The sequence below is a fragment of the Amycolatopsis solani genome (genome assembly GCF_033441515.1).
Classification (GTDB): Bacteria; Actinomycetota; Actinomycetes; order Mycobacteriales; family Pseudonocardiaceae; genus Amycolatopsis; species Amycolatopsis solani.
Map to the genome: position 1 here is coordinate 1,960,179 of NZ_JAWQJT010000001.1, position 17,976 is coordinate 1,978,154.

The window sequence follows — 17,976 nt, forward strand, 5'->3', positions numbered from 1 at the left end:
AGGGCTAGCCCGCCGCGAGCAAGTTGGCGCACCGGATGAGCCCGATGTGCGAATAGGCCTGCGGGTGGTTGCCGAGCGAGCGTTCCGCGATCGGGTCGTACTGCTCCGGCAGCAGGCCCGTCGGGCCGGCCGCCGCGACGATCTGGTCGAACAGCTCCTGCGCTTCGGTGCGCCGCCCGGTGAGCAGGTACGCCTCGATCAGCCACGCCGCGCAGATGTGGAACCCGCCCTCGCCGCCCGGGAGGCCGTCGTCGCGGCGGTAACGGTACACAGTGGACCCACTGCGCAGCTCCGCCTCGATCGCGGTCACCGTGTGCTGGAAGCGCTCGTCGGCCGGGTCGATCAGCCCGGTGAGCCCGACGAACAGCGACGCCGCGTCCAGGTCCGTGCCGTCGTAGGCCGTGGTGAACGCCTGGACCTCGTCGTTCCAGCCGTGTTCGAGCACGTCGTTCTTGATCTCGTCGCGCAGCGTGGGCCACGCGCCGGGCACGCCACGGCCGTACTGCTCGCCCAGCTTGACCGCGCGGTCGATGGTCACCCAGCACATCACCCGGGAGTAGACCCGGTGGCGCGGCACGTGCCGCTCCTCCCAGATCCCGTGGTCCGGCTCGTTCCAGCGCCGCGTCACGGCTTCCGCCATCGCGCGGACCATCTGCCAGTCCTCGTCACGCAGGTTGCCGCGCGCCGCGGCGAGCGTGCCGACCAGCTCGACGACCGGACCGAAGACGTCCAGCTGGACCTGGTGGTTCGCCAGGTTGCCGACGCGGACCGGGCGGGATCCGGCGTACCCGGGCAGCGACTCGATAACCGCTTCGGCGCCGATCACGCTGCCGGCCAGGGTGTAGAGCGGGTGCAGCCGCTCCGGGCCGGCCAGCGTCGCGAGCACGCCGTGCAGCCAGCGCAGGTAGCCCTCGGCCTCTTCGATCGAGCCCAGGTGCACGAGCTCCCGCACGGTCATCGCGGCGTCGCGGATCCAGCAGTAGCGGTAGTCCCAGTTGCGGACGCCGCCGATCTCCTCCGGCAGCGACGACGTCGCCGCCGCCAGCACGCCGCCGGTGTCGGTGTTGACCAGGCCGCGCAGCGTCAGCGCCGAGCGCAGCACCAGGTCGGTCTGCACCTTCGGCAGCTGCAGCTTCGACGTCCACTCGCTCCAGTAGCGGCCGGCGCGGTCGCGTCGCTCCACTTCGGACAGTTCGTGCGGGCCGAGGTCCGTGGTGCCGCAGCGCAGCTCCAGCACGACCGGCTGGGTCGGCGTCGGCTGCACCAGCGCGGTCGCGGTGTCGTGCAGGCCGTCGGAGGTGATGGTCCACTCGACGCCCGGCGAGTACAGCACGAACGGTTCCGACGTCCCGAGCACCCGCACGCCGCCTTCGACGATCTCCAGCTTCACCGGCACGCCGCCGAACTCGGGCCTCGGCGCGAACTTGACGCTCGCCACCGCCTCGCCCGAGATCACGCGGACCAGGTCCGTGCGGTGCTGCGGGCTCTCCGGCTCGAGGTAGTCGGTGACGAGCAGGCGCGACCAGCGCGTCTCCACCGTCATCGTGTTCGGCAGGTAGCGCTGGCCCAGCGGCAGGCCGTTGCGGTGCGGCTTGATGGAGAAGTGGCCGGCACCTTCGCCGCCGAGCAGGTCGGCGAACACGGCGGGCGCGTCCGGCCCGGGGTGGCACAGCCAGGTCAGCTTCGCGTCCGGCGTGACCAGCGCGACCGAGCGCTCGTTGGCCAGCATCGACAGCCGCTCGATCGGCGGCGCCGACTCGCCGTACAGCCAGTTGCGCCGCTCCTCCAGCATGAACGCCAGCACCAGGGCGACGTCCACGGTGTCCGGGACGCGGTAGGCGGCCAGCGTCTCGCCGTCGCCGACCTTGATGCCCAGGTCCGGGCCGGAAAGCCGGGCGAACGCCTTCTCGTCGGTGACGTCGTCGCCGAGGAAGATCGCCGCGGTGGCCCCGACCTGGTGGCGCAGGATGTCCAGCGCGCGGCCCTTGTCCGTCTGGACGACCGCGAGCTCGACGACCTCCTTGCCGTCGGTGGTCGAGACGCCTTCCCACGTGGACGGTCCGGAGTGGACGGCGGCCAGCACGCGGCGCCCGGCCTCGTGCTCGGCGCGGCGCACGTGCACCGCGATGCTCGCCGGCTTGACCTCCAGCGACACGCCCGGCACGTCCAGCACCAGCTGTTCGAGCTCGGCTTCGAGCCGTCGGTGCAGCTCACGCGCCTTTTCGTCGAGCGCGTGGATGAAGCCGATGTCGAACTCCGAGCCGTGGCTGCCGACGAGGTTCACCTCGGACGGCAGCCGCGACAGCGTCGCCAGGTCACGCAGCGCGCGACCGGAGATGACCGCGGTCGTGGTCTCGTGCAGGCCCGCGAGCGATCTGAGGGCGCCCACGGACTCGGGCAGCGGGCGTGCCTCGTCCGGGTTGAGGGTGATGGGTGCCAGCGTGCCGTCGTAGTCGCAAGCGACCAGCAGGCGCGGAGTACGGGCGATCTGGACGATCGCGCGCCGCAACTCGGCGGGCAGGGCCTCGGCAGTCAACACTCCTCCTCAGGAGCTCGTGCATGGTCGTTCGGGTCAATCGACCGCTTCGGCACCCAAAGCCTGTAGGAAAGAGCGCGCCCAACGATCGACATCGTGCGTGAGGACCTGGCGACGCATGGCGCGCATCCGGCGACGGCCCTCAGCCGGGTCGAGCGTAATGGCAGCCACTAGTGCGTCCTTCACCCCGTCCAGGTCGTGGGGGTTCACGAGGAATGCGCTAGAGAGCTCCGCGGCCGCGCCGGCGAACTCGCTGAGCACGAGCGCGCCGCCCAAGTCGTGGCGGGCGGCCACGTACTCCTTGCACACGAGGTTCATGCCGTCACGCAACGGGGTCACGACCATGACGTCCGCGGCGGAGAAGAAGGCGGCCAGCTCGGTGCGGTTCACGGATTGGTGCAAATAGTGCACGACCGGGTGGCCCACCCGGGCGAACTCGCCGTTGATCCGGCCGACCATCTGCTCGATCTCGCCGCGCATCCGCTGGTAGTGCTCGACGCGCTCGCGGCTCGGCGTGGCCAGCTGGACGAACGTGACGTCGTCCGGCTGCAGCCTGCCTTCGTGCAGCAGCTCGTGCAGCGCCTGCAGCCGCAGGTCGATGCCCTTGGTGTAGTCGAGCCGGTCGACGCCGAGGATGACCGTCTTGGGGTTGCCGAGGTCGCGCCGCAGCTGCGCGGCCCGCTCCTGGACGCCCTTCGTGCGGGCGAGGGTGTCGAGGCCGGCGGCGTCGATGGAGATGGGGAAGGCGCCGACCCGGACGGTCCGGTCGCCGACCTGCATGGTGCCCGGCCGCGACCGGACGCCGACCGCGCCGCGCGTCGACTCGAGGCCGATCAGCTGGCGGCACAGCCAGAGGAAGTTCTGCGCCCCGCCGGGCCGGTGGAAGCCGACCAGGTCCGCGCCGGTGAGGCCGCGGATGATCGCGGCGCGCCACGGCATCTGCATGAACAGCTCGACCGGCGGGAACGGGATGTGCAGGAAGAAGCCGATGCGCAGGTCGGGTCTGAGCTCGCGCAGCATCGCCGGCACCAGCTGGAGCTGGTAGTCCTGGATCCAGACCGTCGCGCCCGGCGCGGCGACCTCGGCGCTGGCCTTCGCGAACCGCTGGTTCACCTTCACGTAGCTGTTCCACCACACGCGGTCGAACACCGGGCGCTCGACGACGTCGTGGTAGAGCGGCCAGAGCGTCGCGTTGGAGAAGCCTTCGTAGTAGTCGCGGACCTCGTCGGCGCTCAGGGAGACGGGGTGGAGCACGAGCCCGTCGTCGTCGAACTCCTCGACGTCGACGTCCGGCACGCCGGGCCAGCCCACCCACGCGCCCTTGCGCGACCGCAGGAACGGCTCCAGCGCGGAGACGAGCCCGCCCGGGCTGGCCGTCCAGCGGCGTTCGCCGTCCGTCGTGCGTTCCAGGTCCACCGGTAGCCGGTTCGCCACCACGACGAAATCGGCCTGGTTCCCGTTCTCCTTCGGTTCACCCACGTCGACTGCTCCTCGCGTTCTGGGTCGCGGCCCCAGAGTGAAACCCTATCGCGTGAGCGATGAACAGCCGGTGACCGCGGTGTTACTCCAAGCTTCGTTCGGTCGGTTCGAGCGGACCAGCCATGCGTGGTCCGGCGAACCGCCGCTCCAGCCTGCCCAGGCCGGTGCGGACCGGCTGGGCGAGCCATTCCCCGAGTACCACGCCCGCTGCCAGCGCAAGCCCGATTGCGACGGCCGTCATGAGCGTCGAGATGTTGCCGCCCGGCTCGACGCCGATCTGGTACAGACCACGGTAGGTCGAGAGGCCCGGAAGCAGCGGAGTGATCCCGGACACGGCGACCACCAGTGGAGTAACGCCGAGTCGCCGCGCGAGCACGCCACCGCAGAACCCGACCAGCGTGGCGGCGATCGCGGACGAGCTGACGCCGTCCAGCTGCGCCACGGTCAGTGACCCGTAGACGGCGGCGCCGATGCCCCCGGCGGCCGCCGCGACCAGCATCGCGCGCATCTTCGAGTAGCTCGCGAGCGCGAAGCAGGCGGCGGCGCCGGCCCCGCCGACGACGACCATCGGCAGCTGCAGCGCGGTCGACGTCGGCACGTCCGGCAGCGGCGTGCGCTGCAGGCCGAGCATGACGGCGATGCGCAGGGCGAGCACGACCCCGGAGATCAGCCCGGCCGACATCAGCACGGTTTCCATGGTGCGGCCGGCGGCGGTGACGTTGTAGCCGGTGATGGCGTCCTGCACCGCCGAGACGGTGGACAGCCCGGACAGCAGCACGGTGACCGCGGCCGCGACGACGAGCGTCGGTTTGTCCGTGGTCAGGACGTTCATGCTGACGATGGCCATCGCCGAGAGCGTCGCGACCAGGCCCCCGATGACCTGCTGGAAGAAGAACGGCAGGCCGTAGCGGTTCACGTACCGCCCGATCCGGTCGATCACCCCGCTGATGACGAAGGCGACGAGCGCGATGTCGAGCCCGCCGCCGAGCAGCAGGGTGATGAAGGCGGCGACCCCGCCCCAGGCCAGCGTCGCGGTCCAGCGCGGGTAGGGGTGCGGCGCCGAGGTGATCCGCTCGAGCTCGGTCTGCGCCTGCTCGGCCCCGATGTGCCCGCGCACGATCTTCCGGACGAGCTTCTCGGTCTCGGTCAGCCGGGTGTAGTCGAGGCTCCGGCTCCGCACCACCCGCAGCGCGGTGACCGGCGCGAGCTCGGTCCCGCGGTGGCAGGTCACGGTGATCGACGTGAAGATGACGTCGACCTCGCAGTGCGGCAGCCCGAGCGCCCCGGCGATGGCGATGATCGTCGCGGTGACGTCCGACGCGCCGGCCCCGCTCGCCATCTGCACCTCGCCGATCCGCAGCGAGAGGTCGAGCACGAAGTTGACGGTGGTCTCATCGGGCAGCTGCGGCCCCATGGCCTCGTCGGCATCGACGGCGGGCAGCTCCCCGGTGGGCGCCTCGAGCACGTGCCACGGCCGGTGCTTCAGGAGGTTCGGGCGGTGGATCTTCGGCCGTCGTTCGGGCGGCTCCAGCAGGGGCCATCTGGCCGTCCCGCCCCCGTTGGTGCGCTCGTTGATCTTCATGATCCATCCACCTCCTCGCTCTGCTCCTCCCGGACCATCGACCCCCGTGTGGTGATCGTTGCAGTGGCGTTGACCACGTTCCTCCATAGTGGCCTGGAGCAGGGGATCATGCCTGTCGGCTCGATCTCGCGAGCAGGCCGATACACTGTGATCGGCGCTCCGGCGCCAGGCCGCTATAGCTCAGCTGGTAGAGCATCTGTCTTGTAAACAGAAGGTCAGGGGTTCGAGCCCCCTTGGCGGCTCCGAAACGACGTGACGAGGGCCCGGACGGCACCGCTTGCCGTCCGGGCCCTCGTCACTCCAGGTCACTGCGGCCAGATCACCCGGCCCTGGAAGTAGTTGCCGTCGTTGCCGCCGGTGCCGTACCAGGTCAGGACGAAGCACGTGTTCGGCAAGACGTCGGTCGCGATGTCCATGCGGCGCTGGCCGGTGTACTGGCGCCAGGACGAGAAGCGGCCGCCGCCGTTGCACTTCGCTGCCGCCACGAACAGCTGGCCGCCCGGCCAGATGCCGTTGCAGTCCGAAGTGCCGGTGTTCGCGTTGAGGTCCAGTGCGATGTTGCCCCAGGCGCTGGTGGTCCGCTGGGTGCTGCCGGTCTGCACGTAGGTGCGGACGGTGGCGCCCGCGCAATGGCCGGGCAGAAGTTCCGTCGACGCGGCCGCCGGGACCGCCGTGCCCAGTACCGCCGCCGCGGTCGCCGTGAGCGTGACTGCTGCTGCCGTGAACTTCATGATTCCTCCTCGTGGGTTGGTCACATCGCGTGGGTGAACGCGCCCCAGCCGGTGTCCAGCCGGCCGTAGGACGAGAGGGCGATGTTGTTGTTGGGGTAGTACAAGAGGTCGCCGTCCGCGTTCACGCCGAGCACGTCGGCGTAGCCGTCGCCGCTGAAGTCGGACGCGAACACGTGCTTGAACGGCTGCCAGCCGGTGCCGATCTGCCGCGACGTCGAGCGGGAGATCGTGAGCCCGTTGTTCGGGTAGTACAGGAGGTCTCCGGCCGCGTTCACGCCCAGGACGTCGGCGTAGCCGTCGCCGCTGAAGTCGGCGGCCATCACGTGCCGGAAGGTGCCCCAGCCCGTGTCCAGGCGCTGGGCCGTCGAATCCGAGACGGCCAGTCCGTTGTTCGGGTAGTACACGAGCTCGCCGGCGGCGTTGACGGCCAGCACGTCCGCGTACCCGTCGCCGCTGAAGTCCCCCGCCGTGACCTGGAGGAAGGCACCCCAGCCGGTGGCCAGGCGGACCGCCGGGGAGAGCGCCAGGCCGTTGTTGGGGTAGTACACGAGCTCACCCGCGGCGTTGACGCCCAGGACGTCGGCGTAGCCGTCGCCGCTGAAGTCGGCGGCCGTCACGTGCCGGAAGGTGCCCCAGCCCTGGCCGATCCGCTGGGCGGTCGAGTCCGAGACGGCCAGTCCGTTGTTCGGGTAGTACACGAGCTCGCCGGCGGCGTTGACGCCGAGCACGTCCGCGTAGCCGTCGCCGCTGAAGTCGGAAACCCGTTCCCGGTCACGGCAGTTGCGGCTGGCGACGTTGCGCCAGGTGGCCGACGAGCCGGTGTACGTCACGCCGTTGAACGACGCCGGCACGCGTTCCGCACCCGCGAAGCCCCACGTCACGCTCCCGTTGCCGTTGCTGTCGAAACCCTGCTCGTAGTGCAGGTGCGGGTGGCCGTTCGAAGTCGGGCCGGTCGCGCCGACCCGGCCGATCAGCTGGCCCTGCCGGACCTGCGTGCCCGCCGAAACCTGGCGGGACTGCAGGTGCAGGTAGGTCGTGAAGTGGCCGCCGCCGTGGTTGATCTGGATCACGTTGCCCGCGTTGTCGTGGTAGAAGGACTGGTTGACGGTGCCGCTCGCCGGGGCCAGCACGGCGGCGCCTTCGGTGCCGGTCTGGTTGGGCTCGCGCACCATGTCCAGCGCCGGGTTGTGCCCCCAGGTGTCCAGCCGCCACTGCTGGCCGCACTCGAACGGGAGCTGGAACGACGGCGCCGCCTGCGCTTGCGGTCCACTGAGGACGGTCAGGCCGGTGGCGATGCCCCCGAGGACGAGGAGAACTCGTCGGAGAAACATGGCGGGCCTCCTATTCGGCGTGGGTGAACGAAGCCCAGCCGGAGGCCAGCTGGCGCGAAGCGGACAGTGCGAGGCCGTTGTTCGCGTAGTACTGCAGGTTTCCCGCCGCGTCGACGCCGAGGACGTCGGCGTAGTCGTCGCCGCTGAAGTCCGAGGCGAACACCTGGCTGAACGATCCCCAGCCGGCGCCGATCTGCTGCGCGGTGGACGAGGAGATGGCGAGCCCGTTGTTGGGGTAGTAGATGAGGTTGCCCGCCGCGTTCACGGCGAGGACGTCGGCGTACCCGTCGCCGCTGAAGTCCGCGGCCATCACGTGCTTGACCGTGTCCCAGCCGGTGTCCAGCCGGACCGGCGAGGAGAGCGCGAGCCCGTTGTTGGGGTAGTACAGGAGTTCGCCCGCGGCGTTGACGCCGAGGATGTCCGCGTGCCCGTCGCCGCTGAAGTCGCCGGCCGCCACGTGCCGGAAGGAGCCCCAGCCGCTGCCGATCTGCTGCGCGGTCGACGAAGAGATCGCCAGGCCGTTGTTGGGGAAGTAGACGAGCGCGCCGGCGGCGTTGACGCCGAAGAGGTCCGCGAAGCCGTCGCCGCTGAAGTCGCCCGCCGCCACGTGCGAGTAGGCGCCCCAGCCGGTGTCCAGACGCCGTGCCGTCGAGTCCGAGACGTTCAGGCCGTTGTTCGGGTAGTACATGAGGTCACCGGCGGAATTCACACCGAGCACGTCCGCGTACCCGTCGCCGCTGAAGTCGGAAACCCGTTCGCTGTCGGCTTTCCGGTAGCGGATGAACGTGTATTCGTCCATTTCCCCGGAGCTGTCCTTGCCGAGCAGGCCGGCGTTGTTCTTGGCGTACGGGTTCTGCACGGTCTGGCCCGTCTTGTTGAACGAGTAGACGTACGCACCGTCGCCGTGGTGGGCCGCGTTGACCCAGTGCGAGAACAGTTCGATGTGGCCGCCGCTCCCGCCGCCGTCGTCGTCGCGGACCATCGCGTCACCCGGCCGCAGCGAGTCGCGGGGGATGACTTGCATCCCGTTGCCCGCGCGGGCTCTGGCGAGGAACTGGTCGGTGGTCAGGCTCGAGCCCAGGTGCCAGGCCATCGACACGAGACCGGAACAGTCGCGGCGGTAGGAGTGGGTGCCGTCGGCGTCGGTCGCGAACGGCCCGTCCATGTCGTAGGTGAGCCCGCGGTTCACCCAGTTCTGGGCCCTGGCCATGATTTCCGGGCGGCTGACCGCGGTGTTCAAGGTGGACGCCGACGCGGGTGCCGGCGCGGCGACGAGCGGCACGACGAGGGCGCCCAGCAAGGCGGCGAGGAAGATTCGCATGGCTGATCACGCTTTCTGCGGAGTGGAGCGGAATCCGGTGACGGGTGCCAGCATCGGCGCACCGGCTGGAAGTTCTCCGCAATTCCCCGGGGAACGCGCTGTCAGGGGATGACGTCGTACAACGGCGCGGGCGCGCCGGTGCCCGCGGACCAGCGGTCGTCGCCGAACGACCAGTGCCACCACCGGTCGCCGCCGACCATGCCCATGGACCGCAGCGCGTGTTCGGCGGTCGGCCACAACGGCGGGGGCGTGGCGGACCACAGCGCGGGTTCCGGCTCGCCGGTGACGTGGAGGGTCAGGTCCGCCGCACCGCCGGTGGCGTGGCCGGCCACGTGCGGACAGGGTGCCGGGGCGCGGTGCCCGGCGATGACCAGGAAGCGGAAGGCCCGGGGCAGCAACGTCTGCGCGACCGTCAGCCGGTCGACCAGGCCCGAGCGGAGCCGTACCGGGTGCGGGCCGGCGGTGCGCAGCGCGTGGGCGAGCGCGAGATCGCGAAGCGGCTCGTCGCGCCGGCTGCTGGACACCGCTCCACGCTGACCGGGGGCGCTGCAAGAACGCTGCAAGTCCGCTGTAAGGACTCGATCAGCGCTCGTCCTGTTCCCGGACGCCGTAGAGGCGGAACACCTCGGCCATCTCGGCTCGCAGCGCCGCCGCCGCGGCGACGTCTCCGGCGGCCTCCAGGGTGTCGGCCAGATCGCGCTGGGTACGGGCTTGGTGCAGCGGCAGGTCGATCGCCCGCCACAGCCGGATCGCGGCCCGCAACCGCCGCTCCGCGTCCGCCAGCCGGCCCAGTGCGAGGTCGCGTTCACCCGTGGTGCGCAACGACATCGCCTCGCCCCACCGGTCACCGAGGGACCGCGAGGTGCGCACCGCCCGCGCCAGCAACGCGTCCGTCTCCGCGGCGCGGCCGAGCCGGACGAGCGCCTTGGCCACCGACCGCGCGCTGTAGGCCTCGAGCAGCTGGTCCCCGGTCTCCTCGAAGATCGTGCGGGCCTGCTCGCCGAGCTCGTACGCCCGCCGGTACTCCCCGCGGGCGCGGTGCACCAGGCTGAGCGTGCGCAACGTCATCCCCTCGCCGCGGCGGCTGCCGAGCCGCCGGAACGCCTCCAGCGCCCGCGTGACCAGCCGCTGCGCGTCGGCCAGCTCCCCGAGCTCCAGCTGGACCAGGCCGGCGAGCCGGCTCGAGTAGGCGAGCGACGAGTCGTCGCCGAGCTCGTGGAACACGGCGTCGGCCAGCTCGAAGAAGTGCAGTGCTTCGGACAGGTAACCCTGCTCGTGGTTCGCCGTGGCGAGGGCCGCGAGCGTCAGCGCCTCGCCCCGCCGGTCCCCGAGCTCGCGGAACACCTGCAGGGCCTGCATCAGGTAGGTGCGGGCCTCGGCGAGCCGGTCCTGCTTGTACCGCAGCTGCCCGAACTCGGCGAGCAGCATGGCCTCCGCCTGCCGGTCACCGCTGCGGCGGGCCGCGGCCAGCGCCGAGTTGTGCGTCTGGGTCCACGCCTCGAACAGGTTGCTGACCGCGAACGACGCGGCGAGGGCCGAGGCCAAGTCACCGGCGAGCTTGCCGAGGTCCAGCGCCGCCGCTCGTTCGACGCCGGCCACCAGCGAGTGGTGCTCGGTCGTGAACCACGTGCGCGGCTCGGCGAGCGCCGCGCGGACGGCGGGCACCAGCCAGGGCCACGGATCACGTTCGGTGGCCGCCCGCTGGGCACGCAGCGTCAACCCGCCCGGCGGCCGGCTGGCCAGCACCGTGTCGACCACGTACAGCCAGCCCGTCACCACCCTGGTCACCGCGGCGGCCACGACGTCGGGCGCGTCCTCCGCGGCGGCCCGTTCCGCGGCGAAGATCCGCAGCAGGTCGTGCACCTCGAACCGGCTCTGCCCGCACGCGTCCACCCCGCCGAAGGTGAGCAGGTGCGCGTCCAGCAGGTCGTCGACCACCCGGTCGACGACGTCGTCGGGCGCGTCCAGCAGCGCGCCGATCACCCACACCGGGAACGTCGGCAGGCCGAGGGCGCCCAGGTGGCGCAACGTCGTCCTGGCGTCCGGGCCGAGCGCGTCGTAGCTGATGCCGAAGGAGACCCGCACCTGCTGGTCGCCGGCGGACAGCTCGTCGAGCCGGCGGGTCTCGTCGTCGAGCCGGGCGGACAGCTGCGCGAGCCGCCAGTGCCGCCGGGTGGCCAGCCGGACGCCGATGATCCGCACCGCCAGCGGCAGCCGGGCCGACTGGTCGACCAGCCGTTCCAGCGCGGCCGGTTCGGCCGCCGCCCGGTCGTCCCCGGTGATGCGGACGAGCAGCTCGCGTGCTTCGGCGTCCGCCAGCACGTCGAGTTCGATGCGCCGGGCGCCGACGAGCCCGGCCAGCCGGTTGCGCGAGGTCACCAGCACCGCGCAGCCGGGTGTGCCGGGCAGCAGCGGGCGCACCTGCGCCTCGGTGGCGGCGTCGTCGAGGACCACCAGCACCCGGCGCCCGGCCAGCACCGACCGGTACCGCTCGGCCTGTTCCTCCACAGTGGACGGTGTGTCGCCGGGTGCGTCGCCCAGCGCCTTGAGGAAGCGCGCGAGGATCGCGTCGATCGACGCCGGGGTGCTGGTCGTGCCGTGCAGCTGGGCGAACAGCTGACCGTCGGCGAACGCCGCGGCCAGCTCGTGGGCGGCCCGCAGCGCGAGCGTCGACTTGCCGACGCCGCCTTGCCCGGACACCACCCAGACCGGCACGGTGCCGTCGGCCGGGACGAGCCCCTCGGTCACTTCCGCGAGCTGACGCCCGCGTCCGGTGAAGTCCGGTGGCACCGCCGGGAGCTGCGCGGGCCGCGGGCCGGCCTTCGACGCGCGGCCCGGTGCCGGCGGGCCCGGCCGGTCCGCGATCCCGAGCGCCTCGGCGTCGGACCGCAGGATCGCGTCGTGCGCGGCCCGCAGCACCGGTCCCGGCTCGACCCCGTGCTCGTCGACCAGGAACTGCCTGCCCTCCCGGTAGACCGCGAGCGCGTCCGCCTGCCGGTCGAGCGCGAACAACGCGACCATCAGGTGGCGGCGCAACGCTTCCCGCGCCGGGTGCTGCCGGACCGCGGCGGTGAGCTCGCCGACGAGCGCTTCGTAACCACCCAGCGCGAGTCCGACGGCGGCGCGCTCCTCCAGCACCGACAGCCGGGCTTCGTCCAGCCGCGCCGCCTCGGCGGCGAGCGTGGACCGGCCCAGCTCGCCGAGCGCCGGCCCCCGCCACAACGACAGGGCCTCGTCGAAGAGTTCCGCGGCCCGCGCGGTGCTGCCGCGCGCCACCTCGGCCCTGGCCTCGGCGACCAGCCGCTCGAACCGCAGGTGGTCGACGGCGTCCGGCTCGACCCGCAGCACGTACCCCGGCGGCCGCGTCTCGATCACCTCGCCGCCGCCGGGCAGCTTCCGGCGCAGGGTCGACACGTAGGACTGGACGAGATCGGTGGCGGTGGCGGGCGAGTCGGCGCCCCACACGACGTCGACGAGGCGTGACACCGAGCAGACGTGCCCGGGGACCAGCGCGAGTGCCGCCAGCAGTGCCCTCGGCTTGCTGCCGCCGACCGGCACGGGCGCGGCACCGGCCCAGACCTCGACCGAGCCCAGCACCCGGATATCCATGCGGTCCCCCCGGACGACCTGCGTCCCTCCGCCCGCGAGTCTACCCAGCGTCACCGGCGGGAGGAACCGGCAAAGCGCCCAAAGCCGTCCGCGGCCGGCGTCCATTTCGGACCGCCGCGCCGTCCGGCTCCGGCCCGGGCGCTGTCCGCCGAACGGCCGCTACCCCTCCTCCCGGAACCGGCATAGAGTCCGCGCAGGCCCGTTCTGGGGTCCTTGGGGGGAACACATGGTCTTGTCACGTCCGCTCGCGCTCGTCGTCGCCCTGGTGGCCGCGCTCGTCCCGGCAGTAGCCGCACCAGCTGCTCAAGCCGCCGTCACCTCGCCCGCTTCCTCCTTCACCGCCGTGCAGCCCACGCGGTTCCTCGACACCGTTCGCGGGGTCGGGATCGCGATCGGGCCGGTGGGGGCGAAGACCACCGTGACCGGCAGCGCGGCCTCGCTCGCGCCCGTCAACAGCACCGCCGTCGTCGTGAACCTCTGGGTCGAGAGCCCGACCGCCGACTCCGCGGTCACCGCCTTCACGCACGGGCAGGCCCGGCCGGCGCTGCCCAGCATGCAGGTGCAGGCCGGCAAGCGGCGGTCCAACCAGGTCACCGTGCAGGTCGGGGCCGACCGGACTGTCGACTTCTACAACGAGGCCGGCTCCGTCCACCTCATCGCCAGCATCGTCGGCTACTACACGACCGACGCCGGCTCGCGGTACACGCCGGTCAGTCCCTCGCGGCTGCTCATCAGCTCGCTCGGGAACGGCACCACGACCAAGCTGAGCCTGGTCGACGAAGTGCCCGCCACGGCCACCGCCGTGACGTTCGCCCTCACGCTGACCAACCCGTCCGCGGCCACCTACGCCTCCGTGTTCCCGCACAGCACGCCGCGGCCGACCATGGCCAGCGTCGCCGCCTACCCCGGTGGGCAGGGCACGAACCTGGTCACCGTCAAGATCGGCGCGGACCGGTCGATCGACTTCTACAACCTGGCCGGTCAGGTCGAGGTGTACGCCGACCTCGTCGGCTTCTACGCCACCGACTACGGCGCCTTCTTCACCCCGGTCGCCCCGGAGCGGGTGCTGGACAGCCGCAGCGGGCTCGGGACGTGGGACGGTCAGCCCAAGAAGATCGGCGCGAACAGCGACCTCGCGTACCGGCTGCAGCCGTCGATCCCCTCGAACGCGCTCGCCGTCGTCCTGAACGTGACCGGCTATTCGGCGACCGCGACCACCGCCGTCACGGCGTGGGACCGCCCGTCGACCACCCAGCCCGACCCCGGCCTGTCCCTCGCACCGGGACAGACGATCTCGGTGGCGGCCGCGCCCGTCGTGTCCGCGGTCGGCCCGGCGGTCAACGCCTCGTCCGACACGGACCGCTCGGTCTACGTCCACAACCGCGCCGGCACGGTCGACGTGTCGGCCGACCTCGCCGGCTACTTCACCCTGCCGGCCGCCGACTGCCTCAACCAGTGCGTTTCGACGTGGAGCAGTTACTCGTGGCACCAGGGCACCGGGTACATCGGGACGCCGAAGCCGATGGCCGGCCTGAGCGACGTCGTCGCCATCGCCGGCTGGACCTCGCACGGCTACGCGCTGCGCGTCGACGGGACCGTCCGGGCGTGGGGCTCCAACTCGTCCGGCCAACTGGGCAACGGCTGGTACAGCGGGGCGTCGCGCGCGCCGGTCCCGGTCGTCGGGCTGACCTCGGTCACGGCCATCGCGGCCGGTGAGATCGAAGGGTTCGCCCGGCGCTCCGACGGCACCGTGTGGCGGTGGGGGAACGCCGTCAACGCACCCGCGCAGGTCGCCGGCCTCACCGGGGTCACCGCCATCGCGGCCGCGCGAAACACCGCGTACGCGCTGAAGTCCGACGGCACCGTGTGGGCCTGGGGCAGCAACGAACGCGGCGAGCTGGGCACCGGCTCGACCGCGGCGAGCTCCGCCACGCCGGTGCGCGTCTCCGGCCTGAGCGGCGTCCAGACGATCGGCAGCGGCGACGGGTACAGCGCCTATGCCGTGAAGGCCGACGGCACCGTGTGGGCCTGGGGCGACAACAGCCACAACCAGCTCGGCACCGGCGTCGCGTGCCCGACCTCGAGCTGCCTGTCCCGCACGCCGGTGCCGGTGGCCGGCCTGACCGGCGTCACCGCCGTGACCGGCAACTACGGGGCGGCCTACGCGCTGAAGTCCGACGGCACCGTCCACTCCTGGGGCGACAACGACCGCGGCCGGCTCGGCAACGGCGTGAGCTGCGAATCGGCGGGCCCGAACTGCACGTCGGCGGTCCCGGCCCCGGTGCGCGACCTCACCGGCGTCAAGGCGATCGGCTTTTTCAACGGCGGTGGGTACGCCGTCAAGACCGACGGCACGGTCTGGGGCTGGGGCGACAACCACGAGCTCGAGCTCGGGCAAGGGGTCACGGCGTACCCGTGGTGGGCCGCGGCCCCGGTCCAGGTGCCCGGCCTCAGCCGTGTCAAGGCCATCGCGAGCGGGCTGGCCCTGGGAGAGTGACCCCATGACGACGACGCACACCCTGGAAACGCCCGAGGCCGACATCGTCTACGACGTGCACGGCCCGGCGTCCGGCGGACGGCCGCTGCTGCTCATCGGGCAGCCGATGGCCGCCGACGGCTTCGGCACGCTGGCCGGGCTCTTCCCCGACCGGACCGTGGTCACCTACGACCCGCGCGGGCTCGGGCGCAGCGTCCGCAAGGACGGCCGCGAGGACCACGTGCCGGAGGTCCAGGCCGGGGACGTCCACGCCGTCATCGAGGCGCTCGGCGCGGGCCCGGTCGACGTGTTCGGCAGCAGCGGGGGCGCGGTCGCCGCGCTCGCGCTGGTCGAGGCGCACCCGGAAGACGTCGTCACGCTTGTGGCCCACGAACCGCCGCTGGCCGCCTTACTGCCCGACGCGGCCGCGGCCGAGCGCGCCTCGAAGGCGATGCGGGACGCCTACCAGGCCAAGGGTTTCGGCGCCGGGATGGCCGCGTTCATGGTGCTGGCGTCGTGGAAGGGCGAGTTCACCGACGCCTACTTCGCGCTCCCGCCGGCGGACCCCGCCCAGTTCGGCCTGCCGACCGAGGACGACGGCCGCCGGGACGACCCGCTGCTGTCCGAGCGCTCCCTGGCGGTCACGGCTTTCCGGCCGGACGTCCCCGCGCTGACGGCGGCTCCGACGCGGATCGTCGTCGGCGTCGGCGAGGAGTCCATCGACGAGATGACCGGGCGGGCCGGCCTCGCGACGGCCGCGGCGCTGGGCCAGGAGGCCACGGTGTTTCCCAGTCACCACGGTGGTTTTCTGGGCGGGGAACACGGGTACGCCGGGAAGCCGGAAGCCTTCGCGGCGAAGCTGCGTGAGGTGCTGGCGGGCTAGGCCCCGAGGTGTTCGACCAGCTTCGCGAGCTGGTCCGCGTACTGCCGCACGAAGTCCGGGGACGCCGGGTCCATCCCGGTCAGTCCTTCGGCCACGTGCGGCAGGGTCACCGGGGCCATCGCGGCCGACATCAGCAGCACCGTGAAACACGCCGGGTCGATCCACTCCGGGAGGCGGCCCGCTTCCTTCAGCTCCGCGATCCGCGCCACCGTGCCGGTCAGGCGCTGCGTGCGGGGTCCGTGGTCGGGGTCCGACTCGGCGCCTTCGTACTCCAGCCCGGACCACGCCACCAGCCGCATGCCGTCGCGGCCCGTCGTGGCTTCGAGCGCGTGGCGCCGGATCTGCTCCGACAGCGGCATGTCCGGCGAGACCAGCTCGCCCTGCCGCTCGGTCCACTGCTCCGACAGCGCCCGGTACAGGCCTTCCTTACCGTCGAAGTAGTACGAAATCAGCTGCTGGTTCACCCCGGCCCGTGCCGCGATCGCCGCGATCCGGGCGCCCGCGTAGCCCTTCGCCGCGAACTCCGCGCCCGCCGCGTCGAGGATCAGGCGGCGGGTGCGTTCCGGATCCCGTTGCCGCTCTTGGGGCTTCGGCGAACGGCGGGGCTTCGAAGCGGTCACGCCGCGACTATACGTCAGCCGGTTGCTTGACCTTGTTCACCGAAAGGATGAGAGCGACGACCAGCACGCCCGCGCTGACCAGCAGCGCTCCAGTCGTCGCCGACGCCGATCCGGCGTCGAGCCGGGCGAAGAACACCGTGCCGGACAGCGCGATCCCGGTCGCCGTGCCGAGCTGGACGGTGGTGTTGACGACGCCGGACGCCGCCCCCGCGAGCTCCGGCCGGACTTCGGCCATCGACGCGGCGAACAGCGCGTTCAGCACCGCGCCCATCCCCAGCCCGACGGCGATCACCGGCACCAGCAGCTCCCAGCCGCGCAACGCGGGATCCCCGGCCACAAAGGCGATCGCGACCAGCCCGGCCAGCAGCACGCCGAGGGCGCCCGCCGTGAACGCCCGGCCGAAGCGGGCCGCCAGGCGCAGGGCGAGGACGTTGCCCGCGACGATGCCGAGCGTCGACGGCGCGAACGTCAAAGCCGCTTCCCACGGGGAAAATCCGAGCCCCAGCTGCAGGTGCAGGGTCAGGACGAAGAACACGCCGGTCGCCGTGGTGACGCAGAACAGCACCGCCTGACCGACGGCGAGCCGGCGCAGCAGTTCCGGCGGGACCAGCGGTTCGCCGCCGCGGCGGAACTGGAACCGTTGGTGCAGCACGAATACCCCGAACAGGGGGACGGCCGCCACCAGCAGCGCGACCGTCCACATCGGCCAGCCCAGCTCGCGGCCCTGCACCAGCGGGTAGAACACGGCGGCCGACGCGGCGGTCAGCAGCGCGAGGCCCACCGGGTCCGTGCGGTGCCGGCGGAACCCCGGCCGGCCGGCCATGGTGGCCAGCGCGCCGAGGAGCGCGAGCACCCCGATGGGGACGTTCACCAGGAAGATCGCCCGCCAGCCGGTGCCGAACAGGTCCGCTTCGGTCAACGCGCCACCCAGCAGCGGCCCGGCGAGCCCGCCGACCGGGAACGCGCCCGCGTACCAGGCCATCGCCTTCGGCCGCTCCCGCTCGTCGAACTCCGCGTGGATGAACGACAAGACCTGCGGCACCATCAGGCCGGAGCCGACGCCCTGTACCACGCGCGCGGCGATCAGCACGCCGACGTGCCCGGCGAGGCCGGCGACCAGCGACGCGGTGGTGAACACGAGCATGCCCGCCACGAACAGCTTCTTCGTCCCGTGCCGGTCGCCGAGGCGGCCGCCGGTGATCAGCGTGAGCGCGAACCCCAGCGCGTAGCCCGCCGAAATCCACTGCAGGGCGGCTTCGCCGGTGCCGAGTTCGCGCCGGATCGTCGGCAGGGCCACCGCCACGATCTGGTTGTCGATCATGTCCACCAGGACGGCGAGCACGGCGACCGCCAGTCCCCACCACCTGAGTGCGTGCTTTTCCACTTCATCCCCGTCCGTCTCGGTGCC

Annotated in this window: 12 protein-coding genes and 1 tRNA gene; 3 read left to right on the forward strand and 10 right to left on the reverse strand. The window is 72.1% G+C overall.

Annotated features, from left to right (window positions below; translation table 11 throughout):
- Positions 1-4: 4 nt before the first annotated feature.
- The 3 genes from otsB to SD460_RS09855 form a co-directional block, all read right to left on the reverse strand.
- Complete coding sequence (gene otsB / locus SD460_RS09845) at positions 5-2,536, reverse strand: trehalose-phosphatase (protein WP_290057954.1); 2,532 nt, start codon at positions 2,534-2,536, stop codon at positions 5-7.
- Between the two features lie 36 nt (positions 2,537-2,572).
- The gene (locus tag SD460_RS09850; RefSeq protein WP_290057953.1) at positions 2,573-4,015 is read right to left on the reverse strand and encodes an alpha,alpha-trehalose-phosphate synthase (UDP-forming); all 1,443 of its coding nucleotides are present in this window, start codon (positions 4,013-4,015) and stop codon (positions 2,573-2,575) included.
- An 82-nt stretch (positions 4,016-4,097) separates the two neighbouring features.
- On the reverse strand, positions 4,098-5,597 hold the full coding sequence (locus tag SD460_RS09855) for a threonine/serine exporter family protein (protein WP_290057952.1): 1,500 nt from the start codon (positions 5,595-5,597) through the stop codon (positions 4,098-4,100).
- A gap of 169 nt (positions 5,598-5,766) precedes the next feature.
- On the opposite strand from SD460_RS09855, the gene SD460_RS09860 reads away from it, so the two are divergent.
- Positions 5,767-5,839: transfer RNA gene (locus SD460_RS09860), tRNA-Thr, on the forward strand.
- 63 nt (positions 5,840-5,902) lie between these two features.
- Here the strand turns inward: SD460_RS09860 and SD460_RS09865 are convergent.
- The 5 genes from SD460_RS09865 to SD460_RS09885 form a co-directional block, all read right to left on the reverse strand.
- Complete coding sequence (locus SD460_RS09865) at positions 5,903-6,328, reverse strand: hypothetical protein (RefSeq protein WP_290057362.1); 426 nt, start codon at positions 6,326-6,328, stop codon at positions 5,903-5,905.
- Between the two features lie 20 nt (positions 6,329-6,348).
- Positions 6,349-7,659 (reverse strand): VCBS repeat domain-containing M23 family metallopeptidase, encoded by a 1,311-nt coding sequence (locus SD460_RS09870; protein WP_290057361.1) that lies wholly within the window; start codon positions 7,657-7,659, stop codon positions 6,349-6,351.
- A gap of 10 nt (positions 7,660-7,669) precedes the next feature.
- Positions 7,670-8,980 carry an FG-GAP repeat domain-containing protein gene (locus tag SD460_RS09875; protein WP_290057360.1) on the reverse strand — a complete coding sequence of 437 codons (1,311 nt, stop codon included), beginning with the start codon at positions 8,978-8,980 and terminating at the stop codon, positions 7,670-7,672.
- A gap of 101 nt (positions 8,981-9,081) precedes the next feature.
- Positions 9,082-9,504, reverse strand: coding sequence for a M15 family metallopeptidase domain-containing protein (locus SD460_RS09880; protein ID WP_290057359.1), 423 nt, complete (start codon positions 9,502-9,504; stop codon positions 9,082-9,084).
- A 58-nt stretch (positions 9,505-9,562) separates the two neighbouring features.
- Entirely contained in the window at positions 9,563-12,589 is a 3,027-nt protein-coding gene (locus tag SD460_RS09885; protein ID WP_318306087.1) for an AfsR/SARP family transcriptional regulator, read from the reverse strand.
- Between the two features lie 226 nt (positions 12,590-12,815).
- Here SD460_RS09885 and SD460_RS09890 point away from each other — a divergent pair, with 226 nt between their 5' ends.
- Entirely contained in the window at positions 12,816-15,086 is a 2,271-nt protein-coding gene (locus SD460_RS09890) for an RCC1 domain-containing protein (RefSeq protein WP_290061019.1), read from the forward strand.
- A 4-nt stretch (positions 15,087-15,090) separates the two neighbouring features.
- A complete protein-coding gene (locus SD460_RS09895; protein ID WP_290061018.1) occupies positions 15,091-15,948 on the forward strand; it encodes an alpha/beta fold hydrolase in 858 nt (285 codons plus the stop codon).
- Here the strand turns inward: SD460_RS09895 and SD460_RS09900 are convergent.
- Both SD460_RS09900 and SD460_RS09905 read right to left on the reverse strand, forming a co-directional pair.
- The gene (locus SD460_RS09900; RefSeq protein WP_290061017.1) at positions 15,945-16,568 is read right to left on the reverse strand and encodes a TetR/AcrR family transcriptional regulator; all 624 of its coding nucleotides are present in this window, start codon (positions 16,566-16,568) and stop codon (positions 15,945-15,947) included. The two genes, SD460_RS09895 and SD460_RS09900, sit on opposite strands and share 4 nt — an antisense overlap.
- 7 nt (positions 16,569-16,575) lie before the next feature.
- Entirely contained in the window at positions 16,576-17,952 is a 1,377-nt protein-coding gene (locus SD460_RS09905) for an MFS transporter (RefSeq protein WP_290061014.1), read from the reverse strand.
- Positions 17,953-17,976: the final 24 nt, after the last annotated feature.

What these genes read in the sequence shown, in the direction of transcription:
- SD460_RS09870 (WP_290057361.1), bottom strand. Translation starts at nt 7,659, where the DNA reads ATGTTTCTCCGACGAGTTCTCCTCGTCCTCGGGGGCATCGCCACCGGC.
- SD460_RS09865 (WP_290057362.1), bottom strand. Translation starts at nt 6,328, where the DNA reads ATGAAGTTCACGGCAGCAGCAGTCACGCTCACGGCGACCGCGGCGGCG.
- SD460_RS09895 (WP_290061018.1), top strand. Translation starts at nt 15,091, where the DNA reads ATGACGACGACGCACACCCTGGAAACGCCCGAGGCCGACATCGTCTAC.
- SD460_RS09855 (WP_290057952.1), bottom strand. Translation starts at nt 5,597, where the DNA reads ATGAAGATCAACGAGCGCACCAACGGGGGCGGGACGGCCAGATGGCCC.
- SD460_RS09875 (WP_290057360.1), bottom strand. Translation starts at nt 8,980, where the DNA reads ATGCGAATCTTCCTCGCCGCCTTGCTGGGCGCCCTCGTCGTGCCGCTC.
- SD460_RS09890 (WP_290061019.1), top strand. Translation starts at nt 12,816, where the DNA reads ATGGTCTTGTCACGTCCGCTCGCGCTCGTCGTCGCCCTGGTGGCCGCG.
- SD460_RS09885 (WP_318306087.1), bottom strand. Translation starts at nt 12,589, where the DNA reads ATGGATATCCGGGTGCTGGGCTCGGTCGAGGTCTGGGCCGGTGCCGCG.